This window comes from Luteibacter sp. Sphag1AF (assembly GCF_014192715.1).
GTDB lineage: Bacteria > Pseudomonadota > Gammaproteobacteria > Xanthomonadales > Rhodanobacteraceae > Luteibacter.
In genome coordinates this window covers 119,395-137,799 of the sequence record NZ_JACHYH010000003.1, presented here as the reverse complement: position 1 = coordinate 137,799, position 18,405 = coordinate 119,395, and the positions used below count along the sequence as shown (strand labels likewise).

Here is an 18,405-nt window from a genome sequence, read left to right as displayed (position 1 = left end):
TTTTTAAGAGTCATGGCAAAGAAGACTTTCGAGCGCACCAAGCCGCACGTCAACGTCGGCACCATCGGTCACGTCGACCACGGCAAGACCACCCTGACCGCAGCGCTGACCAAGATCGGCGCAGAGCGCTTCGGTGGCGAATTCAAGGATTACAGCGCGATCGACGCTGCTCCGGAAGAGAAGGCTCGTGGTATCACGATCTCGACCGCGCACGTTGAATATGAGTCGCCGACCCGCCACTACGGTCACGTCGATTGCCCGGGCCACGCTGACTATGTGAAGAACATGATCACGGGTGCGGCGCAGATGGACGGCGCGATCCTGGTTTGCTCGGCTGCTGATGGCCCGATGCCGCAGACGCGTGAGCACATCCTGCTCTCGCGCCAGGTCGGCGTGCCGTACATCGTCGTGTTCCTGAACAAGGCCGACATGGTCGACGACGCCGAGCTCCTTGAGCTCGTCGAGATGGAAGTTCGCGAACTGCTGTCGAAGTACGAGTTCCCGGGCGACGACACCCCGATCATCGCGGGTTCGGCTCGTCTGGCCCTCGACGGCGACCAGTCCGACATCGGCGTCCCCGCCGTCATCAAGCTCGTCGACGCGCTCGACAGCTGGATCCCGGAGCCGGTTCGTGAAGTCGACAAGCCGTTCCTGCTGCCCGTCGAAGACGTGTTCTCGATCTCGGGTCGCGGCACGGTTCTGACCGGTCGCGTTGAGCGCGGCGTCATCAAGGTTGGCGACGCTGCTGAAGTCGTGGGCCTGAAGGACACGCAGAACACGACCGTCACGGGCGTGGAAATGTTCCGCAAGCTGCTGGATCAGGGTCAGGCTGGCGACAACGTCGGCGTGCTGGTCCGCGGTCTGAAGCGTGAAGACGTGGAGCGTGGCCAGGTTCTGGCCAAGCCGGGTACCGTGAAGCCGCACACCGAGTTCGAGGGTGAGGTTTACATCCTGTCGAAGGACGAGGGTGGCCGTCACACGCCGTTCTTCAGCAACTATCGCCCGCAGTTCTACTTCCGTACCACGGACGTGACCGGTTCGATCAAGCTGCCGGACGGTGTCGAGATGGTGATGCCGGGCGACAACGTGAAGTTCTCGGTCACCCTGGGCTTCCCGATCGCCATGGACGAAGGTCTGCGCTTCGCCATTCGCGAAGGTGGCCGTACCGTCGGCGCCGGCGTGGTCTCCAAGATCACCAAGTAATTAGCCAGTTTAACGGCTGAAAAAAACGGAGGCTTCGGCCTCCGTTTTTTTTGGAAGAAAGGGCTTCCAATTTGAATGTGGATTGGGTATAGTCGACGGGTTATGTGTCACCAGCCTTAAGTGGCATGAGTGGCCACACCGCGAAATGAGGCGCACGGAATGTGCTTCGAGTTCGCTTACATGGACGTTACGGGAATGACTGTGTTGACAGGGCGTGAGCTCTGTTGACCATGGCGTTCGCGTATTTTATACTTTTCTGTCTGGGCAGACCGTTTTCGCGGTCTGCCCAGCATTTTAGGGCTGGCCTCGGTGCGAAACATCGCATTTGAAGCTGGTCCGTTGTTGTAAGTGCTGTGCAATGGTTGTACGGAGCGGTGAGAAGCCACTCCGATTACAGAATGTTCTTTCGATAACAGGACACGGTTTTTATGGCGAACCAAAAAATTCGCATTCGGCTCAAGGCGTTCGATCATCGTTTGATCGACCGTTCGGCCAGCGAGATCGTCGAGACGGCCAAGCGCACTGGCGCAACGGTTCTCGGCCCGATCCCCCTGCCGACCAAGATTGAGCGCTACACCATTCTGGTGTCGCCGCACGTCGACAAAGATGCCCGCGACCAGTACGAGACCCGTACTCACAAGCGCGTTTTGGACATCATTGACCCCAACGACAAGACCGTGGACGCGCTCATGAAGCTCGATCTTGCTGCCGGTGTTGACGTGCAGATCAAGCTCGGTTGAGCGAATTACAGGATACGAAGATGAGTATCGGACTGGTTGGCCGCAAGTGCGGCATGAGCCGGCTCTTCACCGAAGACGGCCGCTCGATTCCGGTGACGCTGATTGAAGCGACCCCGAATCGTGTGACGCAGGTGAAGACCGAAGAAAACGACGGCTACTCGGCGGTGCAGGTCACCACCGGTGTGAAGCGTGCCTCGCTTCTCACGCAGCCGGCAAAGGGTCACTACGCCAAGGCTAAGGTTGAGCCGGGCCGTGGCCTGTGGGAATTCCGCGTCACCGCGGACGACGCTGGCAAGTACCCCATCGGCACTGAAATCAAGGCGGACGATGTTTTCTCCGTCGGGCAGACGGTTGACGTCGCCGGTGTGTCGAAGGGTAAGGGCTTCCAGGGCACCATCAAGCGCCATCACTTCAAGATGGGCGACGCTACCCACGGTAACTCGCTGTCGCATCGCGCCCCTGGCTCGATCGGTCAGCGTCAGACCCCGGGTCGCGTGTTTCCCGGCAAGAAGATGTCGGGTCACATGGGTGCCGTTAACCGCACCGCGCAGGGCCTGGAAGTGGTCAAGGTCGACGCCGAGCGTCACCTGATTGCTGTCAAGGGTGCTGTCCCGGGTGCGCCTGGCGGTGACGTTGTCATCCGTCCGACGACCAAGGGCTGAGGAGAGACGCCATGGAACTCAATGTTATTGGCGCCAAGTCGCTCAACGTGTCGGACGAAGTGTTCGGCGGTGAGTACAAGAAGGCCCTCGTTCACCAGGTCGTGACTGCCTACCAGGCGGCTGGCCGTGCCGGTACCAAGGCACAGCTGTCGCGTGGTGAGATGTCCGGTACGACCAAGAAGTTCAAGAAGCAGAAGGGCGGCGGCGCTCGTCACGGCGATTACCGCGCTCCGATCTTCGTCGGCGGTGGTGTCACCTTTGCCGCGAAGCCGCGCAGCTTTGAACAGAAAGTCAATCGCAAGGCTTACCGCGTCGCGATCCGTTCCATCATTGCCGAGCTGAACCGTCAGGATCGCCTGAAGGTCGTCTCCGAGCTGTCGATGGAAGCCCCGAGCACCAAGGGCATGATCGCGAAGCTGGCCGAGCTCGAAGTGAAGGGTCGCGTGCTGCTGGTGTCGGAAGACTCCACCGAAGCGCTCTACCTTTCTGCACGCAACATTCCGTATATCCACGTCGTTGACGTGCTGGCCCTGAACCCGGTCAGCCTCGTCGGTTCCGACTACGTCGTCATGACGGTGGATGCGGTGAAGAAGGTCGAGGAGTGGCTGGCATGAGCAACGAACGCACCCTTACTACGCTGCGCGCGCCGCACATTTCCGAAAAGGCAGCACGCCTTGCGGAAAACAACCAGTATGTTTTCGTAGTAGCCCCCGAGGCGACGAAGGCTGATGTCCGTGCCGCTGTGGAACACCTTTTCTCCGTCAAGGTTGAAAACGTGAACCTGGTGAACACCAAGGGCAAGGTCAAGTCGTTCCGCTTCCGCGCTGGCAGCCGCCAGGGTAAGCGCAAGGCCTACGTGCGCCTCGCCGACGGTCACACGATCGACGTGTCGGCCAAGGCCTGAGCCAGGAGTTGAATTGAGATGGCACTGATCACTCACAAGCCGACCTCTCCGGGACGTCGCGACGCTGTCAGCGTACGTACCGAAGGTCTGCACAAGGGCGCACCGTACGCACCCCTGACCGAATCGCAGTCGAAGACGGGTGGCCGCAACCACTACGGTCGCATCACCACGCGTCATCGCGGCGGCGGTCATAAGCAGGCGTATCGCATCATCGATTTCAAGCGCGACAAAGAGAGCATTGCTGCTGTCGTCGAGCGTCTTGAGTACGATCCGAACCGCACGGCGCACATCGCGCTGCTGTGCTACGCCGACGGCGAGCGTCGCTACATCATCGCGCCCAAGGGCGTGGCGGTTGGTGATCGTCTGGTGTCGGGCGCAGATGCTCCCATCAAGGCTGGCAACTGCCTGCCGCTTCGTGCGATCCCGGTGGGTTCGACGATTCACTGCATCGAGATGAAGCCGGGCAAGGGTGCGCAGATCGCACGCTCCGCCGGTGCCTCGGTCCAGCTCGTCGCACGCGAACAGGGTTACGCCACGCTGCGTCTTCGCTCCGGCGAAATGCGTCGCGTGCCGGTCGAATGCCGCGCCACCATCGGTGAAGTCGGTAATTCGGAGCACAGCCTGCGCAAGCTCGGCAAGGCCGGCGCCAAGCGTTGGAAGGGCATCCGTCCGACCGTTCGCGGTGTGGTCATGAACCCGGTCGACCATCCGCATGGCGGTGGTGAAGGCCGTACCTCCGGCGGCCGTCACCCGGTCAGCCCGTGGGGCACGCCGACCAAGGGTTACAAGACGCGCAACAACAAGCGCACTCAGCAGTTCATCGTGCGTCGTCGCAAGTAATTAGGAAACGATTATGCCGCGCTCTCTAAAAAAAGGTCCGTTCGTCGACCTGCACCTTAATAAGAAGGTGGAAGCCGCCGTTTCCGCCAATAACAAGCGTCCGATCAAGACCTGGTCGCGCCGTTCGATGATTATCCCGGAGATGGTCGGTCTGACGATCGCCATCCATAACGGGCGCCAGCACGTCCCCGTGTTGATCAACGAGAACATGGTCGGGCACAAGCTCGGCGAGTTCGCGGTGACCCGCACGTATAAGGGCCACGCTGCCGACAAGAAGGGCAAGTGATGAGCACTGAAGCCAAAGCGATCCTGCGTAGCGCCCGCATCTCGGCGCAGAAGGCACGCCTGGTGGCCGACCTCGTCCGCGGTCTCCCCGTGGGCCGGGCCAGCGACGTGCTTGCCTTTACCAACAAGAAAGCCGCTCTCCTTGTTCGCAAGGTTCTGCTGTCTGCTGTCGCCAACGCCGAAAACAATCTCGGCGCCGACGTGGATGAGCTGAAGGTGGCCCGCATCTTCGTGGACGAAGGTCCGGCGATGAAGCGTATGTCCGCCCGCGCCAAAGGCCGCGGTTCGCGCATCCTGAAGCGCACCAGCCACATCACTGTGGTTGTTGGCAACTGACTGGGGTAAGAAACGATGGGTCATAAAGTTCATCCCACCGGTATCCGCCTCGGCATTGCCAAGGACTGGAACTCGAAGTGGTACGCCAATAAGGGCGAATATGCACAGTACCTCGCTGCAGACCTGAAGGTCCGCGAGATGCTGCGCAAGAAGCTCGCCGCCGCCGGTATCTCGAAGATTCAGATCGAGCGCCCGGCCAAGACCGCCCGTGTCACGATCCATACCGCCCGTCCGGGCGTTGTGATCGGCAAGAAGGGCGAGGACATCGAGAAGCTGCGTAAGGAAGTCACCGACATGATGGGCGTTCCGACGCACATCAACGTCAGCGAAGTCCGTAAGCCGGAGCTCGATGCCCAGCTTGTCGCCGAGTCGATTGCTCAGCAGCTTGAGCGTCGCATCATGTTCCGTCGCGCTATGAAGCGTTCGGTCGGCAATGCCATGCGCCTCGGCGCACTGGGCATCAAGATCAACGTTTCCGGTCGCTTGAACGGTGCTGAAATCGCCCGCTCCGAGTGGAGCCGTGAAGGTCGCGTGCCGCTGCATACCCTGCGTGCGGATATCGACTACGGCACCGCCGAAGCCAAGACCACCTACGGCATCATCGGTGTCAAGGTGTGGGTCTATAAGGGCGAGATCTTTGACCTTGCGGCAGTGTCGCAGGAATCGAAGGAAGAACAGCAGCCTCAGCAGCCGCGTCGCGAGGGTGGTGAAAACCGCCGCGAGCGGACTGCCAAGTAAGGAGCGTTGCCATGTTGCAACCCAAGCGTACCAAGTACCGCAAGATGCATAAGGGCCGTAATGACGGCCTGGCATTCAACTCCAATCTCGTGAGCTTTGGCGAGTTCGGCCTGAAGGCGACGACGCACGGTCAGCTGACCGCACGTCAGATCGAGGCCGCCCGTCGTTGCATCACGCGCTTCGTGAAGCGTGGTGGCAAGCTCTGGATTCGCGTGTTCCCGGACAAGCCGATCACCCGTAAGCCCATCGAAGTTCGAATGGGTGCAGGTAAGGGTGGCGTCGAGTTCTGGGTCGCTCCGATCCAGCCCGGCCGCATGCTTTATGAAATCGAAGGTGTCGACGAGACGACGGCACGCGAAGCGTTCCGTCTGGCAGCAGCCAAACTGTCCGTGCAGACCCAGTTCGTCTCCAGGGCGGTGATGTAATGGCCACGAAAGAAATCAAAGAGAAGTCGGCGGAAGAGCTGAAACAGCACCTGCTGGACCTTCGCAAGGAGCAGTTCAATCTGCGCATGCAGAAGGGCTCCGGTCAGCTTACGCAGCCGCACCAGCTACGCCGCGTTCGGCGTGACATCGCCCGCACGAAGTTTGTGCTCGGCGGCAAGAAGTAAGGACGGCGAAGATGAGCGATAACACGAAGACGGCGCGCACCCTGACGGGCCGCGTCATCAGCAACAAGATGGACCACACGGTAACGGTTCTGATCGAGCGTCAGGTGCAGCATCCGCTGCTCGGCAAGATCATCCGCCGCTCCACGAAGCTTCACGCACACGATGAAACGGGTGCGAACGAAGGTGACCTGGTGCGTATCGCCGAGTGCCGTCCGCTGTCGAAGACCAAGCATCACCGCGTGGTCGAAATCATCACGCGCGCTGAAGTCTAAGAGGAGGTGCAGCCATGATTCAGATGCAAAGCACGCTCTCCGCGGCGGACAACAGCGGCGCTAAAGAACTGATGTGCATCAAGGTGCTGGGCGGCTCCAAGCGCCGTTACGCCAGCGTCGGCGATGTCATCAAGGTCACCGTGAAGGATGCAATTCCCCGCGGTAAGGTGAAAAAAGGTGAGGTGTACAACGCCGTGGTGGTTCGTACCGCCAAGGGTGTGCGCCGCGCTGATGGTTCGCTGATCCGTTTCGACGGCAACGCGGCCGTTCTCCTCAACAACAAGCTCGAGCCGATTGGCACCCGTATTTTCGGGCCGGTCACTCGCGAGCTGCGCACCGAGAAGTTCATGAAGATCGTCTCGCTCGCGCCCGAAGTGCTCTGAGCGGAGACCAGACCATGAACCGTATCCGCAAGGGTGACCACGTCGTCGTGATCACCGGTAAAAACAAGGGGCAGCGCGGCGACGTGCTGCGCGTGGATGGCGATCGCGTTGTCGTGCAGAACGTCAACCTGATCAAGCGTCACACCAAGCCGAACCCCCAGGCCAACCAGCCGGGTGGGATCGTCGAGCGTGAAGCTTCGATCCACATCTCCAACGTACAGCTCTTCAACTCCGCCACGAACAAGGGCGAGCGCGTAGCTACCAAGACGCTCGAGGACGGGCGCAAGGTGCGCGTGTTCGTCTCTGGCGAAGTGGTCGACGCGTAAGGAATCGAAGTCATGACCCGCCTTGAAACGTTTTACAAAGAGTCGGTAATGCAGAAGCTCACTGAGCGCTTCGGTTACCAGAATGTGATGCAGGTTCCGCGCATCACGAAGATCACGCTGAACATGGGCGTGGGTGAAGCTGCCGGCAACAAGAAGATTCTTGAAAATGCCGTGGCCGACATGGCGAAGATCGCCGGTCAGAAGCCGATCACGACGAAGGCGCGCGTTTCCGTCGCCTCCTTCAAGATCCGCGACGGCTGGCCGATCGGTTGCAAGGTCACCCTGCGCCGTGCACAGATGTGGGAATTCCTGGATCGCCTGATCAACGTCTCGTTGCCGCGTACGCGCGACTTCCGTGGCGTCTCGGGTCGCGCTTTTGATGGCCGTGGTAACTACAACTTCGGTATCAAAGAGCAGATCATCTTCCCGGAAATCGACTTCGATCAGGTTGACGCGCTGCGCGGTATGGATATCTCCATCACCACGACCGCCAAGTCCGACGAAGAAGCCAAAGCGCTGCTGGAAGCTTTCAGCTTCCCGTTCCGCAACTGATTACAGGTAGAACATGGCTAAGACCTCTATGGTCGAGCGCGACCTCAAGCGCACCAAGCTCGTCAAGAAGTTCGCCGCCAAGCGCGCTGAACTGAAGGCGATTGTTCTGAGCGCCACGGCGTCGTTCGAAGAGAAGATGGAAGCGCAGGGCAAGCTGCAGAAGCTGCCCCGCGATGCCAGCCCGTCTCGCCAGCGTAACCGCTGCGCACTGACTGGTCGTCCGCGCGGCGTCTACAGCAAGTTCGGCCTCGGCCGTAACAAGCTGCGTGAAGCAACCATGCGCGGTGACGTGCCGGGTCTGCGTAAGGCTAGCTGGTAATAATTCGCCTTTGGCGAAACAAGCTGTTATAGTCGTCGGTCTGCGCAATGCAGGCCGGCGACTGTCGGCTGAAAAATACAATTTGATACTCCGGTAATTCGGATATCGGTGCACTCTCAAGGGTTTTTTTCTATGAGCATGACTGATCCCATCGCCGATCTGTTTACGCGCATCCGCAATGCCCAGGCTTCGGGCAAGCAGGTTGTACGTATGCCGTCGTCGAAAATGAAGCTGGCCCTGGCCAAGCTTCTCCAGAATGAAGGCTTCATCCTCGATGCCAAGTCCGCCGACGAAGCGGGCAAGCCGGTACTCGAAATCAAGCTCAAGTATTTTGAAGGCCGCCCGGCCATCGAATCGATTTCCCGTGTCAGCCGTTCGGGTCTCCGCGTTTACCGCGGCAAGGACGAGCTGCCGAAGGTCCTTGGTGGCCTGGGTATCTCGATCATCTCCACTTCCGCTGGTCTGCTGACCGACGCACAGGCCCGCTCGCGCGGCCTCGGCGGCGAAGTCATCGGCCAGGTGGCATAAGGAGCCCGCTATGTCCCGCGTTGCCAAGAAACAGATTTCCCTGCCCAAGGGCGTTGAAGTCTCGGTCGGTGCTGATGGCACGACCACGGTCAAGGGCCCGAAGGGCACCCTGACGACCCACGCGCTGCCGGGCGTCAGCCTGCAGCAGGATGCCGGTATCGTGAACATCGTTGTCGCCGAAGGCGCTGACGACAAGTTCGGTGGTACGGCCCGCGCTCTGATCGCCAACATGGTTGTCGGTGTTTCCGAAGGCTTTGAGCGCAAGCTCGAGCTCGTCGGCGTCGGCTACCGCGCTGCTATCACGGGCAAGTCCCTGAACCTGTCGCTCGGGTTCTCGCACCCGATCGTCTTCGAGGCGCCGGAAGGCATCACCCTCGAAGTGCCGACGCAGACGGAAGTCCTTGTCAAGGGCGCCGACAAGCAGCTGGTGGGTCAGGTTGCCGCGAAGATCCGTCAGTACCGCAAGCCGGAGCCGTACAAGGGCAAGGGCGTGCGTTACAGCGGCGAGAAGATCCTGCTGAAGGAAGCCAAGAAGGCCTAATCGGCCTATCCGCTTCCTGGAGATGACACGATGAACAAGAACGAATCCCGTCTGCGCCGCGCCAAGTCCACCCGTGCCCACATCCGTGAGCTCGCGGTGTCCCGCCTGAGCGTGCATCGCACCGGTCAGCACCTTTACGCCCAGGTCTTTGCGGCGGATGGCAAGGTTCTCGCTGCGGCTTCCACGCTGCAGAAGTCCGTTGCTGAAGGTCTGAAGAGCACGAAGAACCTCGAAGCAGCGACTGCCGTTGGCAAGATCGTTGCCGAGCGCGCCATCGCAGCGGGCGTCCAGTCCGTCGCGTTTGATCGCTCGGGTTTCCGTTACCACGGTCGCATCAAGGCTTTGGCCGAAGCGGCTCGTGAGGCCGGTCTCAAGTTCTAAGAGATCTGGCCGTGATGCCGGCTACGGCCGGCGTCACCCGATGTACCTACAACTCCAAGCGGCTCAAGCCGTAATTGAAGTCCCGGAAGTCCGGGCGTAACAGGAAAAGAGATGTCCTCGACAGATCGCGAAAATTCGGACGGCATGCTTGAAAAGCTGATCGCCGTCAACCGCGTGGCCAAGACCGTCAAGGGTGGCCGCCAGATGAGCTTCACCGCGCTGACGGTTGTTGGCGACGGCGAAGGCCGCGTCGGCTTCGGTTATGGCAAGGCACGCGAAGTGCCGGTTGCCATCTCCAAGGCGATGGAGCGCGCTCGCCGCAACATGGTCACCATCGAACTCAACAACGGCACGCTCTGGTACGCCATCAAGGCTAACCACGGCGCAGCCCGTGTTTACATGCAGCCCGCTTCCGAGGGTACCGGCGTTATCGCCGGCGGCGCGATGCGCGCTGTTCTCGAAGTGGTCGGCGTGAAGAACGTCCTCGCCAAGGCCGTCGGTTCGCGTAACCCGATCAATCTGGTTCGCGCCACGATCAAGGGCCTGCAGGCCGTCGCTTCGCCGAAGCGCATCGCCGCCAAGCGTGGCAAGACGATCGAAGAGGTTCTCGGCAATGGCTAAGAAGAACGAAACCGCTGCTAACGCCACCGTCAAGGTTCGCCTCGTCAAGGGCCTCCGCGGTGTGCAGGGTCGTCATCGTCTGAGCGTGAAGGCCCTTGGCCTGAGCAAGCTCAACGATGTGCGCGAACTGAAAGATAGCCCCCAGGTCCGTGGTCTTATCAACACGGTTTACTACCTGGTTCGGGTCGAGGAGTAAGCATCATGCGTCTTAATTCACTTCGTCCCGGTAAGGGCGCCCGCAAGACCAAGCTTCGCGTTGGTCGCGGTATCGGCTCCGGCCTCGGCAAGACTGCCGGTCGTGGTCACAAGGGTCAGCATGCTCGCGCGGGCAACACGCACCGCGTTGGTTTCGAAGGCGGTCAGATGCCGCTGCAGCGTCGTCTTCCGAAGGTGGGCTTCCGCTCGCTGAAGAAGGCCGACACGCAGCAGGTCATGCTGTACCAGCTGGCTGCCCTCAAGGCTGACACGATCGACCTCGTTACTCTTCATGCAGCCGGTCTCGTGACCAGCCGCGCGAAGAAGGTGAAGATTGTTCTCAAGGGCGAAATCACTCGTGCGGTGAAGCTCTCGGGCCTCCTCGCCACCGCCGGCGCCAAGGCAGCTATTGAAGCTGCCGGCGGCAGCGTGGAGTAATCAGGTGGCAGCAGCGCAGGGCAATACGCTCGGCTCGCTGGGCAAACTGACGGAACTCCGCCAGCGCATCTTTTTCCTTATTGGTGCGCTGATTGTCTTCCGCCTCGGTTCGTTCATCCCTGTTCCGGGTGTCAACCCGGAAGCGATGACCAGCCTGATCGAGCAGGGCGGTGGCCTCCTGAACATGGTCAACATGTTCTCGGGCGGTTCGCTGTCGCGCTTCTCGGTATTCGCGCTCGGCGTGGTTCCGTACATTTCCGCGTCCATCGTCGTACAGATGATGGGCTCGGTGATTCCCAGCCTTCAGCAGCTTCGCAAGGAAGGCGAGTCGGGTCGTCGCAAGATGACCATGTACACGCGCTTCGGCACGGTGGGTCTCGCGGCCTTCCAGGCCTTCGGCATCGCGGTGGCCCTGCAGAAGCAGGTCGCAGCGGGTGGTGCGCCGGTGGTCTACATGCCGGGTGCCGGCTTCGTCATGGCGTCGGTGGTTGGCCTCACGGCTGGCACGATGTTCCTGATGTGGCTGGGTGAGCAGATCACGGAGCGCGGTATCGGTAACGGTATCTCGATGCTGATCTTTGCCGGTATCGTCGCGGGTCTGCCGGGTGCCATCGCGCACACGCTGACCATGGCGAACAACGGCGAGCTCTCGGTGTTGAAGCTGCTCATGGTAACTGCGCTGATTCTGGCGGTTACGGCTTTCGTGGTGTTCATGGAGCGCGCCCAGCGGCGCATCACCGTGAACTATGCGCGGAAGCAGGGTGGCCAGCGTCAGTACATGAACCAGACCTCGCATCTGCCGCTCAAGATCAACATGGCGGGCGTCATTCCGCCGATCTTCGCAAGCAGTCTGCTGCTGTTCCCGGCAACGGCTGCTACGTGGTTCGGCAGTGCACACCAGTCGCGCTGGCTTCAGTGGTTGACCACGGCGTTGACTCCGGGTGAGCCCGTGTACGACCTGGTGTTCGCAGTGCTGGTGATCTCGTTCGCCTTCTTCTATACGGCGATCGTGTTCAACGCGCAGGAAACGGCCGACAACCTCAAACGTTCGGGCGCGCTGATTCCGGGCATCCGTCCGGGTCGGGCTACCGCAGACTACATTGATGGCGTAATGACCCGGCTTACCGGTGTTGGCGCGCTCTACATCGTGCTGGTCTGCCTTGTCCCGTCGTTCATGCAGAACGCTTGGCACGTACCGTTCTATTTCGGCGGCACTTCGCTGCTGATCGTGGTGGTGGTGGTGATGGACTTTACGGCTCAGGTCCAGGCCCATCTTGTCAGCCACCAGTACGAGAGTCTGCTTAAGAAGTCCAACTTGCGTCGGGGATGACCCCGGCGCATGCCCCAGGTAGGGGAGGCCGCGGCGCCTGGCGCCGCAGGGCTTTCCGTTTAGGTTAATTCAGGTTAGAATTGCGCGTTTACCGCGCACGAAACGCATCGGAGACAGTACATCATGGCGCGCATCGCGGGTGTCAATTTGCCGGTCCAGAAGCATGTCTGGGTTGGTTTGCAGAGCATTTTCGGTATCGGCCGTTCGCGGGCGAAGCAGGTTTGTGTCGATGCTGGCGTGGTTCCGACCACTCCCATCAAGTCGCTGAGCGAAGGCGAGGTGGAGAAAATCCGCGCCGAAATCGCTAAGTACACCGTGGAAGGCGACCTCCGCCGCGAAGTCGGCATGGCCGTCAAGCGTCTGATGGATCTCGGTTGCTACCGTGGCCTTCGCCACCGTCGTGGCTTGCCGGTGCGCGGTCAGCGCACGCGTACCAACGCCCGTACCCGCAAGGGTCCGCGTCGTCCGATCAAGAAGTAACGGATACCGATTATGGCTAAGCCGGTTAAGACTAAGAAGAAGATCAAGCGCGTCGTCACGGATGCCGTGGCCCACGTGCAGGCTTCTTTCAATAACACCATCGTTACGATCACCGACCGTCAGGGCAACGCCCTGTCGTGGGCGACGGCTGGCGGCGCGGGTTTCCGCGGTTCGCGCAAGTCGACGCCGTTCGCTGCCCAGGTTGCCGCCGAAAAGGCTGGCCGCGCTGCAGGCGATTACGGTGTGAAGACCGTTGAAGTTCGCATCAAGGGCCCTGGCCCGGGCCGTGAGTCGGCCGTGCGTTCCCTGAATGCGTTGGGCTACAAAGTGCTCAACATCATTGACGTCACGCCGATTCCGCACAACGGCTGCCGTCCCCCCAAGAAGCGTCGAGTCTAAGGAGTTAACCATGGCCCGTTATCGTGGAGCTACCTGCAAACTTGCGCGTCGTGAGGGTGCCGACCTTGGCCTGAAGAGCCCGGCGCGCGCGCTGGATTCCAAGTGCAAGCTGGAGAACAAGCCCGGCCAGCATGGCGCCAACAAGCGCGCCCGTCTGTCCGACTACGCCGTTCAGCTGCGTGAGAAGCAGAAGGTCAAGCGCATCTACGGCGTGCTTGAGCGTCAGTTCAGCAACTACTACACCAAGGCATCGACCCAGAAGGGCAACACGGGTGAAAACCTGCTGCGCCTCCTGGAGTGCCGCCTTGACAACGTCGTCTACCGTATGGGTTTTGCGGTCACCCGCGCCCAGGCTCGCCAGCTCGTTGCCCACAAGGCAGTGACGGTCAACGGCAAGAAGGTCAACGTTCCTTCGTACAACGTCCGTCCGGGCGACGAAGTTTCGCTGACCGAGAAGGCCCGCGCCCAGCTGCGCGTTCAGGAAGCCGCTACCGTCTACGACACGATGGACCTCCGTCCGTCCTGGGTCGAAGTCGACAGCAAGAAATTCGCTGGTACGTTCAAGGCAGTGCCGGATCGCGGCGACCTGCCGGCCGACATCAACGAAGCCCTGATCGTCGAGCTTTACTCGAAGTAATCCATCGGAGCCTTGCATGGCAGTTTCGTCAACTAGCGTGCTGCGGCCTCGCGGCCTCAGCGTCGAGCAGCTTGGATCGAACCGCGCGAAGGTGGTGGTCGAGCCGCTCGAGCGTGGTTTCGGCCACACCCTGGGCAACGCGCTGCGCCGCGTGCTGCTCTCGTCGATTCCCGGCAGCGCCATCGTCGAAGTAGAAATCGACGGTGTCCTGCACGAATACACCACCCTTGAGGGTCTGCAGGAGGACGTGATCGAAGTCCTGCTGAACCTGAAAGATGTGGCCATTCGCCAGCACAGTGGTGACGAAGTCACCCTGACGCTGTCGAAGAAAGGTAAAGGCGTGGTCACCGCGGGCGATATCGCGGTTGATCACTCCGTGGAAATCGTGAACCCCGAGCATGTGATTTGCCACCTCACCAAGGATGTGGCCCTGAACATGCGCCTGAAGGTGCGTCGTGGTGTCGGCTACCAGCCGGCCAGCGCGCGCCAGCATCCTGACGACGAGACGCGCCCCATCGGCCGTCTGCAGCTGGATGCATCGTTCGCGCCGGTGTTGCGCGTGGCTTACGAAGTGGACGCAGCTCGTGTCGAGCAGCGCACCAACCTCGACAAGCTCGTGCTCGACATCGAAACGAACGGCACCATCGGCGCTGAGGACGCAGTCCGCAAAGCCGCTGAGATCATCAACGATCAGCTGTCGGTCTTCGGCGATTTCTCGCGCCGTGAGAGCGATTCGACCAAGGCTGAGAAGGGTGGGTTTGATCCGCTTCTGCTTCGTCCGATCGATGACCTCGAACTGACGGTGCGTTCGGCGAACTGCCTGAAGGCTGAAAGCATTTACTACATCGGTGATCTGGTTCAGAAAACCGAAGTTGAGCTGCTGAAGACGCCTAACCTTGGCAAGAAGTCGCTGACCGAAATCAAGGATGTGCTGGGCGGGCGTGGTCTCGCACTCGGCATGAAACTCGAAAACTGGCCGCCGCCGGGCCTTTCGCACGGCATGCAGCTGGGCTGAGCCCCGCTCCGCCCTTTATAGAACTGGAATAAGACCATGCGCCACCAAAAATCCGGACGCAAACTCAACCGCACCAGCAGCCATCGCGAAGCTATGTTTCGCAACATGGCATCGTCGCTGGTGAAGCACGAGCTGATCCGCACGACCCTGCCGAAGGCCAAGGAACTGCGTCGCGTCGCCGAGCCGCTTATCACGCTCGCCAAGACCGATGGCGTTGCCAATCGTCGTCTCGCTTTCGCGCGTCTGCGTGACAAGCAGGCCGTCGGTAAGCTCTTCGTCGAGCTGGGTCCTCGCTACCGCGAGCGTCCCGGCGGTTACCTGCGTATCCTCAAGTGCGGCTTCCGTCCGGGCGACAACGCGCCGATGGCGTATGTCGAACTGGTGGATCGCCCGGCAACTGCCGCGGCAGTCGACGCCGAATAAGCGCAGTTCATCGCGTGATTCGAGAAGCCCTGGCCCTCACCGGCCGGGGCTTTCTCGTTTTGGCGGCCAAACGAACTCCCCCATCCAGGGGAGGCCTTTACGGCGTTGCCCCCCGAGCCTGTGAGGAAACGCCGATTTTCCTGATCTACAGGCTGACACGCGTTACACAAAGCGTTAACGTGGTTGTCCCGCATTGCAGCAGCGCCCTATGAACCCGTTCTCCTGGTCGTTCCGTACGCGTTTTCTTGCCGGCTTCCTCGTATGCGCCGGGCTGATGGGCTTTGCCCTCTACGCGCAATACGAGATGTATCTCGATCCGTGCCCGCTGTGCATTTTCCAGCGTGTGGCCGTCTGTTTCATGGGTCTGGTTTTTCTCATCGTGGGCCTCATCGGGCCTCGCAAGCGCGGTGGCCGGATCACTGGCGCGGTGCTCGCCACCGTGGGTGCCATCGCCGGCATCGTCGTGGCGGGTCGACATTTGTGGTTGCAGACGTTGCCGCCCGACCAGGTGCCTGCCTGCGGTCCCGGCCTCAACTATCTGTGGGATGCCTTCCCGTTCCTCAAAATGTTGAAGCTCGCATTCACTGGATCAGGCGAATGCGCAAAGATCGAGCCGGTGCTTGGTCTTCCCATGCCCGCATGGACGCTGATCTGGTTCGTTGTTCTCGGCATATGGGCCATCCTGGCCGCCCGCCGTTCCGTTCGTTGATTCATCGCGCCGAAGGCGCCTCCCGAAGGTAAGTAAAGTCATGCAGCACTCTCTCAAAGCGGTACATCACGAAGCCTCCGATTGGGCTCCCGGTTCGTGGCAGGGCAAGACCGCTTTGCAGCAGCCCACGTATACGGACGCGGCCGAGCTGCGCGAGTCGCTCGACCGCCTGGGCGCCTTGCCCCCGCTGGTGACCTCCTGGGAAGTGCTTGCACTGAAAGAGCGCATTGCTGAAGCGCAGAATGGTGAGCGCTTCCTGTTGCAGGGTGGCGATTGCGCAGAGAGTTTTGCGGACTGCACCAGCCCGATCATCTCCAACCGCCTCAAGGTGCTTCTGCAGATGAGCCTCGTGCTCGTGCACGGCATGAAGAAGCCTGTGCTGCGCGTGGGCCGCTTTGCCGGCCAGTACGCGAAGCCTCGCTCGGCGGATACAGAAACGCGCGGTGACGTCACGCTGCCGGCGTTTCGAGGCGATCTGGTCAACAGCCCGGAATTCACTCCCGAAGCTCGTCGTCCCGATCCGGCACGCCTCATCAAGGCGCACGCCCGGTCGGCCATGACCATGAACTTCGTGCGTGCGCTGATCGATGGCGGCTTCGCCGATCTGCATCACCCGGAATACTGGGATCTGGCGTGGGTGGAGCACTCCCCGCTCGCCGCCGAATACCGTCGCATGGTGGCCAGCATCGGCGATTCGCTGCGTTTCATGGAAACGCTGGCGGGCCAGTCGATCTCGAGCTATTCGCGCGTTGATTTCTACACGTCGCACGAAGCGCTGCTGCTTCATTACGAAGAAGCGCTGACGCGCCGCGTGCCGCGGCAGGATGGCTGGTTCAACCTGTCTACCCACTTCCCGTGGATCGGCATGCGCACGGCCGCGCTGGATGGCGCGCACACGGAATATTTCCGTGGCATCCGCAATCCCATCGCCGTGAAGGTGGGTCCGACGGTAAAGGCCGATGACCTCCTTCGTCTGATCGACGTGCTGAATCCGCACGAAGAACCCGGCCGCCTCACGCTGATTCATCGCATGGGTAATGGCCAGATCGGCACCGCGTTGCAGCCGCTTCTGGAAGCGGTGAAGCGGGAAGGTCGTCGCGTGCTGTGGGTAGCCGATCCGATGCACGGCAACACGGAAAGCACATCCAATGGCTTCAAGACGCGCCGCTTTGAAAATATCTCAGGCGAGCTGGACCAGGCATTCGATATTCATGCCGCGGCAGGCACGCGTCTGGGTGGCGTGCATCTCGAACTGACCGGCGAAGACGTGACCGAATGCCTCGGTGGTGCACGCGATCTGGTCGAGCAGGACCTGAATCGTGCGTACAAGTCGATGGTCGATCCACGCCTGAACTACGAGCAGTCGCTGGAGCTGGCCATGCTCATCGTTCGCAAGTCGGGCGGCATGGTGTAAATCATCCGGATGTCCATTCGCGTTTGCCGAATGGACGTCCATGTCATCCGCGCGTGGCATGCTGGCCGAGGGCCCATGCCACGTGCTCGCGGACAATTTCCGACGGATAATCCGCGCGTGCGTGCAGTGCCGCCATCACGACCTCCGAGGTCGGTGCATTGCCAAGGCCCACCGCCAGATTGCGCAGCCAGCCCTCGTAGCCGGTTCGGCGAATGGCCATGCCTTCCGTCCGCTTCATGAACTCCTCCTCGCTCCATGCGAACAGGTCCACCAGTCGTGGCCCGTCCAGGCTGTGGCGGGGTGCGAAGTCCGGCTCGCTGGCGTCCTGGGCAAACTTGTTCCACGGACAAATCAGCTGGCAGTCGTCGCAACCGAAAATGCGGTTGCCCATCGGGGCGCGAAACTCTTCCGGAATGCTGCCGCGCAGTTCGATCGTCAGGTACGAGATGCAGCGACGTGCGTCCAGCCGGTACGGCGCCACAATGGCCTGGGTCGGGCAGATGTCGATGCATCGCCGGCAACTGCCGCAGTGCGCGGTGGCGGGCGTGTCCACAGGCAGCGGCAGATCCGTGTAGAGCTCGCCAAGAAAGAAATAGGAGCCCGCCCGCTTGTTGATGACGACCGTATGCTTGCCGATCCACCCGAGTCCGGCGTTTCTGGCCAGGGCCTTCTCAAGCACGGGAGCCGAGTCCACGTACGCGCGATAACCGAAATCACCCACCACCTCGGCGATGCGGCCGGCCAATTTCTGAAGGCGGTTGCGCATCACCTTGTGGTAATCGCGCCCCAGCGCGTACCGCGCCACATAAGCGGCGTCACCGTCGTTGATGACGTCCCACGCATCGCGCGTGCCGGGCGGGATGTAATCCATGCGCACCGACACGATGCGCAGCGTGCCCGGTTCCAGTTCGGCAGGGCGGCTGCGGCGGGTGCCATGCCTGGCCATGTAGTCCATTTCGCCGTGATGGCCATCGGCGAGCCAGCGTTCCAGGTAAGCCTCGTCGCTGCCGAGGTCCGTGCCCGAAATGCCGACGTCGGCAAAGCCGAGCTCACGCCCCCAGCGTTTGATGTCGAGGGCGAGCGCATCGTAGTCGATGGGCGGGGAAGGGGGCGTGGACATGTCT

31 protein-coding genes are annotated in these 18,405 nt (G+C 61.1%); 30 read left to right on the top strand and 1 reads right to left on the bottom strand.

The genetic code is table 11. The features are described from left to right. The first annotated feature begins 12 nt into the window (after nt 1-12). The 30 genes from tuf (at nt 13) to FHW69_RS09980 (ending at nt 17,281) form a co-directional block, all read left to right on the top strand. Complete coding sequence (tuf, locus tag FHW69_RS10125; RefSeq protein WP_183422941.1) at nt 13-1,203, top strand: elongation factor Tu; 1,191 nt, start codon at nt 13-15, stop codon at nt 1,201-1,203. Nucleotides 1,204-1,631: 428 nt separating this feature from the next. Further along, the gene (rpsJ, locus tag FHW69_RS10120; protein WP_036140140.1) at nt 1,632-1,943 is read left to right on the top strand and encodes a 30S ribosomal protein S10; all 312 of its coding nucleotides are present in this window, start codon (nt 1,632-1,634) and stop codon (nt 1,941-1,943) included. Nucleotides 1,944-1,963: 20 nt separating this feature from the next. Continuing rightward, on the top strand, nt 1,964-2,605 hold the full coding sequence (rplC, locus tag FHW69_RS10115) for a 50S ribosomal protein L3 (RefSeq protein ID WP_183422940.1): 642 nt from the start codon (nt 1,964-1,966) through the stop codon (nt 2,603-2,605). A gap of 11 nt (nt 2,606-2,616) precedes the next feature. Beyond that, complete coding sequence (gene rplD, locus FHW69_RS10110; RefSeq protein ID WP_183422939.1) at nt 2,617-3,219, top strand: 50S ribosomal protein L4; 603 nt, start codon at nt 2,617-2,619, stop codon at nt 3,217-3,219. Next, entirely contained in the window at nt 3,216-3,509 is a 294-nt protein-coding gene (rplW, locus tag FHW69_RS10105; RefSeq protein ID WP_183422938.1) for a 50S ribosomal protein L23, read from the top strand. Before rplD ends, rplW begins: the two co-directional genes overlap by 4 nt. An 18-nt stretch (nt 3,510-3,527) precedes the next feature. Then, nucleotides 3,528-4,349, top strand: a complete 822-nt coding sequence (gene rplB / locus FHW69_RS10100) for a 50S ribosomal protein L2 (protein WP_183422937.1) — start codon at nt 3,528-3,530, stop codon at nt 4,347-4,349. Nucleotides 4,350-4,362: 13 nt separating this feature from the next. Continuing rightward, on the top strand, nt 4,363-4,635 hold the full coding sequence (gene rpsS / locus FHW69_RS10095) for a 30S ribosomal protein S19 (RefSeq protein WP_183422936.1): 273 nt from the start codon (nt 4,363-4,365) through the stop codon (nt 4,633-4,635). Further along, nucleotides 4,635-4,970, top strand: a complete 336-nt coding sequence (gene rplV, locus FHW69_RS10090; protein ID WP_183422935.1) for a 50S ribosomal protein L22 — start codon at nt 4,635-4,637, stop codon at nt 4,968-4,970. Before rpsS ends, rplV begins: the two co-directional genes overlap by 1 nt. A 15-nt stretch (nt 4,971-4,985) precedes the next feature. Beyond that, nucleotides 4,986-5,708: a 30S ribosomal protein S3 gene (gene rpsC, locus FHW69_RS10085; protein WP_183422934.1), complete on the top strand. Its 723-nt coding sequence runs from the start codon at nt 4,986-4,988 to the stop codon at nt 5,706-5,708. An 11-nt stretch (nt 5,709-5,719) separates the two neighbouring features. Beyond that, complete coding sequence (rplP, locus tag FHW69_RS10080; protein WP_183422933.1) at nt 5,720-6,133, top strand: 50S ribosomal protein L16; 414 nt, start codon at nt 5,720-5,722, stop codon at nt 6,131-6,133. Beyond that, nucleotides 6,133-6,318: a 50S ribosomal protein L29 gene (gene rpmC / locus FHW69_RS10075; protein ID WP_132146652.1), complete on the top strand. Its 186-nt coding sequence runs from the start codon at nt 6,133-6,135 to the stop codon at nt 6,316-6,318. The genes rplP and rpmC overlap by 1 nt, the downstream gene beginning before the upstream one ends. 11 nt (nt 6,319-6,329) lie before the next feature. Next, nucleotides 6,330-6,590, top strand: coding sequence for a 30S ribosomal protein S17 (rpsQ, locus tag FHW69_RS10070; protein ID WP_183422932.1), 261 nt, complete (start codon nt 6,330-6,332; stop codon nt 6,588-6,590). Between the two features lie 14 nt (nt 6,591-6,604). Beyond that, on the top strand, nt 6,605-6,973 hold the full coding sequence (gene rplN / locus FHW69_RS10065) for a 50S ribosomal protein L14 (protein ID WP_132146646.1): 369 nt from the start codon (nt 6,605-6,607) through the stop codon (nt 6,971-6,973). 14 nt (nt 6,974-6,987) lie between these two features. Further along, complete coding sequence (gene rplX / locus FHW69_RS10060) at nt 6,988-7,299, top strand: 50S ribosomal protein L24 (protein WP_183422931.1); 312 nt, start codon at nt 6,988-6,990, stop codon at nt 7,297-7,299. A 12-nt stretch (nt 7,300-7,311) separates the two neighbouring features. Continuing rightward, a complete protein-coding gene (rplE, locus tag FHW69_RS10055) occupies nt 7,312-7,851 on the top strand; it encodes a 50S ribosomal protein L5 (RefSeq protein ID WP_183422930.1) in 540 nt (179 codons plus the stop codon). Nucleotides 7,852-7,864: 13 nt separating this feature from the next. Continuing rightward, complete coding sequence (rpsN, locus tag FHW69_RS10050; RefSeq protein WP_183422929.1) at nt 7,865-8,170, top strand: 30S ribosomal protein S14; 306 nt, start codon at nt 7,865-7,867, stop codon at nt 8,168-8,170. A 132-nt stretch (nt 8,171-8,302) separates the two neighbouring features. After that, a complete protein-coding gene (gene rpsH, locus FHW69_RS10045; protein ID WP_183422928.1) occupies nt 8,303-8,698 on the top strand; it encodes a 30S ribosomal protein S8 in 396 nt (131 codons plus the stop codon). A 10-nt stretch (nt 8,699-8,708) separates the two neighbouring features. After that, a complete protein-coding gene (gene rplF / locus FHW69_RS10040) occupies nt 8,709-9,239 on the top strand; it encodes a 50S ribosomal protein L6 (RefSeq protein ID WP_183422927.1) in 531 nt (176 codons plus the stop codon). 30 nt (nt 9,240-9,269) lie between these two features. Then, nucleotides 9,270-9,620: a 50S ribosomal protein L18 gene (rplR, locus tag FHW69_RS10035; RefSeq protein WP_183422926.1), complete on the top strand. Its 351-nt coding sequence runs from the start codon at nt 9,270-9,272 to the stop codon at nt 9,618-9,620. A 111-nt stretch (nt 9,621-9,731) separates the two neighbouring features. Next, the gene (rpsE, locus tag FHW69_RS10030; RefSeq protein ID WP_183422925.1) at nt 9,732-10,241 is read left to right on the top strand and encodes a 30S ribosomal protein S5; all 510 of its coding nucleotides are present in this window, start codon (nt 9,732-9,734) and stop codon (nt 10,239-10,241) included. Then, complete coding sequence (gene rpmD / locus FHW69_RS10025; RefSeq protein WP_183422924.1) at nt 10,234-10,437, top strand: 50S ribosomal protein L30; 204 nt, start codon at nt 10,234-10,236, stop codon at nt 10,435-10,437. Before rpsE ends, rpmD begins: the two co-directional genes overlap by 8 nt. Before the next feature lie 5 nt (nt 10,438-10,442). Next, on the top strand, nt 10,443-10,874 hold the full coding sequence (gene rplO / locus FHW69_RS10020) for a 50S ribosomal protein L15 (RefSeq protein WP_183422923.1): 432 nt from the start codon (nt 10,443-10,445) through the stop codon (nt 10,872-10,874). Nucleotides 10,875-10,878: 4 nt separating this feature from the next. Beyond that, entirely contained in the window at nt 10,879-12,204 is a 1,326-nt protein-coding gene (gene secY / locus FHW69_RS10015) for a preprotein translocase subunit SecY (RefSeq protein ID WP_183422922.1), read from the top strand. A 123-nt stretch (nt 12,205-12,327) separates the two neighbouring features. Further along, nucleotides 12,328-12,684 (top strand): 30S ribosomal protein S13, encoded by a 357-nt coding sequence (gene rpsM, locus FHW69_RS10010; RefSeq protein WP_036115440.1) that lies wholly within the window; start codon nt 12,328-12,330, stop codon nt 12,682-12,684. A gap of 12 nt (nt 12,685-12,696) precedes the next feature. Then, nucleotides 12,697-13,083 (top strand): 30S ribosomal protein S11, encoded by a 387-nt coding sequence (gene rpsK, locus FHW69_RS10005; protein ID WP_007513384.1) that lies wholly within the window; start codon nt 12,697-12,699, stop codon nt 13,081-13,083. A 10-nt stretch (nt 13,084-13,093) separates the two neighbouring features. Next, complete coding sequence (rpsD, locus tag FHW69_RS10000) at nt 13,094-13,720, top strand: 30S ribosomal protein S4 (RefSeq protein WP_183422921.1); 627 nt, start codon at nt 13,094-13,096, stop codon at nt 13,718-13,720. A gap of 16 nt (nt 13,721-13,736) precedes the next feature. Then, nucleotides 13,737-14,735, top strand: a complete 999-nt coding sequence (gene rpoA / locus FHW69_RS09995; RefSeq protein WP_183422920.1) for a DNA-directed RNA polymerase subunit alpha — start codon at nt 13,737-13,739, stop codon at nt 14,733-14,735. Between the two features lie 36 nt (nt 14,736-14,771). Then, nucleotides 14,772-15,158 carry a 50S ribosomal protein L17 gene (gene rplQ / locus FHW69_RS09990; RefSeq protein ID WP_183422919.1) on the top strand — a complete coding sequence of 129 codons (387 nt, stop codon included), beginning with the start codon at nt 14,772-14,774 and terminating at the stop codon, nt 15,156-15,158. Between the two features lie 208 nt (nt 15,159-15,366). After that, entirely contained in the window at nt 15,367-15,867 is a 501-nt protein-coding gene (locus FHW69_RS09985; protein ID WP_183422918.1) for a disulfide bond formation protein B, read from the top strand. Nucleotides 15,868-15,907: 40 nt separating this feature from the next. Continuing rightward, nucleotides 15,908-17,281, top strand: coding sequence for a 3-deoxy-7-phosphoheptulonate synthase class II (locus FHW69_RS09980; protein WP_183422917.1), 1,374 nt, complete (start codon nt 15,908-15,910; stop codon nt 17,279-17,281). A 43-nt stretch (nt 17,282-17,324) separates the two neighbouring features. Here FHW69_RS09980 and queG read toward each other — a convergent pair whose 3' ends face one another. Continuing rightward, on the bottom strand, nt 17,325-18,401 hold the full coding sequence (gene queG / locus FHW69_RS09975; protein ID WP_183422916.1) for a tRNA epoxyqueuosine(34) reductase QueG: 1,077 nt from the start codon (nt 18,399-18,401) through the stop codon (nt 17,325-17,327). Nucleotides 18,402-18,405 lie beyond the last annotated feature (4 nt).

Coding starts and splice junctions, on each gene's coding strand:
- rpsJ (WP_036140140.1), top strand. CDS start 1,632: ATGGCGAACCAAAAAATTCGCATTCGGCTCAAGGCGTTCGATCATCGT.
- rpsE (WP_183422925.1), top strand. CDS start 9,732: ATGTCCTCGACAGATCGCGAAAATTCGGACGGCATGCTTGAAAAGCTG.
- rplX (WP_183422931.1), top strand. CDS start 6,988: ATGAACCGTATCCGCAAGGGTGACCACGTCGTCGTGATCACCGGTAAA.
- rplN (WP_132146646.1), top strand. CDS start 6,605: ATGATTCAGATGCAAAGCACGCTCTCCGCGGCGGACAACAGCGGCGCT.
- tuf (WP_183422941.1), top strand. CDS start 13: ATGGCAAAGAAGACTTTCGAGCGCACCAAGCCGCACGTCAACGTCGGC.
- rpsC (WP_183422934.1), top strand. CDS start 4,986: ATGGGTCATAAAGTTCATCCCACCGGTATCCGCCTCGGCATTGCCAAG.
- FHW69_RS09985 (WP_183422918.1), top strand. CDS start 15,367: ATGAACCCGTTCTCCTGGTCGTTCCGTACGCGTTTTCTTGCCGGCTTC.
- rpsM (WP_036115440.1), top strand. CDS start 12,328: ATGGCGCGCATCGCGGGTGTCAATTTGCCGGTCCAGAAGCATGTCTGG.
- rpoA (WP_183422920.1), top strand. CDS start 13,737: ATGGCAGTTTCGTCAACTAGCGTGCTGCGGCCTCGCGGCCTCAGCGTC.
- rpsD (WP_183422921.1), top strand. CDS start 13,094: ATGGCCCGTTATCGTGGAGCTACCTGCAAACTTGCGCGTCGTGAGGGT.
- rpsK (WP_007513384.1), top strand. CDS start 12,697: ATGGCTAAGCCGGTTAAGACTAAGAAGAAGATCAAGCGCGTCGTCACG.
- rplF (WP_183422927.1), top strand. CDS start 8,709: ATGTCCCGCGTTGCCAAGAAACAGATTTCCCTGCCCAAGGGCGTTGAA.
- FHW69_RS09980 (WP_183422917.1), top strand. CDS start 15,908: ATGCAGCACTCTCTCAAAGCGGTACATCACGAAGCCTCCGATTGGGCT.
- rpsN (WP_183422929.1), top strand. CDS start 7,865: ATGGCTAAGACCTCTATGGTCGAGCGCGACCTCAAGCGCACCAAGCTC.
- rplC (WP_183422940.1), top strand. CDS start 1,964: ATGAGTATCGGACTGGTTGGCCGCAAGTGCGGCATGAGCCGGCTCTTC.
- rpsH (WP_183422928.1), top strand. CDS start 8,303: ATGAGCATGACTGATCCCATCGCCGATCTGTTTACGCGCATCCGCAAT.
- rplW (WP_183422938.1), top strand. CDS start 3,216: ATGAGCAACGAACGCACCCTTACTACGCTGCGCGCGCCGCACATTTCC.
- rplE (WP_183422930.1), top strand. CDS start 7,312: ATGACCCGCCTTGAAACGTTTTACAAAGAGTCGGTAATGCAGAAGCTC.
- queG (WP_183422916.1), bottom strand. CDS start 18,401: ATGTCCACGCCCCCTTCCCCGCCCATCGACTACGATGCGCTCGCCCTC.
- rplQ (WP_183422919.1), top strand. CDS start 14,772: ATGCGCCACCAAAAATCCGGACGCAAACTCAACCGCACCAGCAGCCAT.
- rpsS (WP_183422936.1), top strand. CDS start 4,363: ATGCCGCGCTCTCTAAAAAAAGGTCCGTTCGTCGACCTGCACCTTAAT.
- rplB (WP_183422937.1), top strand. CDS start 3,528: ATGGCACTGATCACTCACAAGCCGACCTCTCCGGGACGTCGCGACGCT.
- rplO (WP_183422923.1), top strand. CDS start 10,443: ATGCGTCTTAATTCACTTCGTCCCGGTAAGGGCGCCCGCAAGACCAAG.
- rplV (WP_183422935.1), top strand. CDS start 4,635: ATGAGCACTGAAGCCAAAGCGATCCTGCGTAGCGCCCGCATCTCGGCG.
- rplD (WP_183422939.1), top strand. CDS start 2,617: ATGGAACTCAATGTTATTGGCGCCAAGTCGCTCAACGTGTCGGACGAA.
- rpmC (WP_132146652.1), top strand. CDS start 6,133: ATGGCCACGAAAGAAATCAAAGAGAAGTCGGCGGAAGAGCTGAAACAG.
- rpsQ (WP_183422932.1), top strand. CDS start 6,330: ATGAGCGATAACACGAAGACGGCGCGCACCCTGACGGGCCGCGTCATC.
- rpmD (WP_183422924.1), top strand. CDS start 10,234: ATGGCTAAGAAGAACGAAACCGCTGCTAACGCCACCGTCAAGGTTCGC.
- rplR (WP_183422926.1), top strand. CDS start 9,270: ATGAACAAGAACGAATCCCGTCTGCGCCGCGCCAAGTCCACCCGTGCC.
- rplP (WP_183422933.1), top strand. CDS start 5,720: ATGTTGCAACCCAAGCGTACCAAGTACCGCAAGATGCATAAGGGCCGT.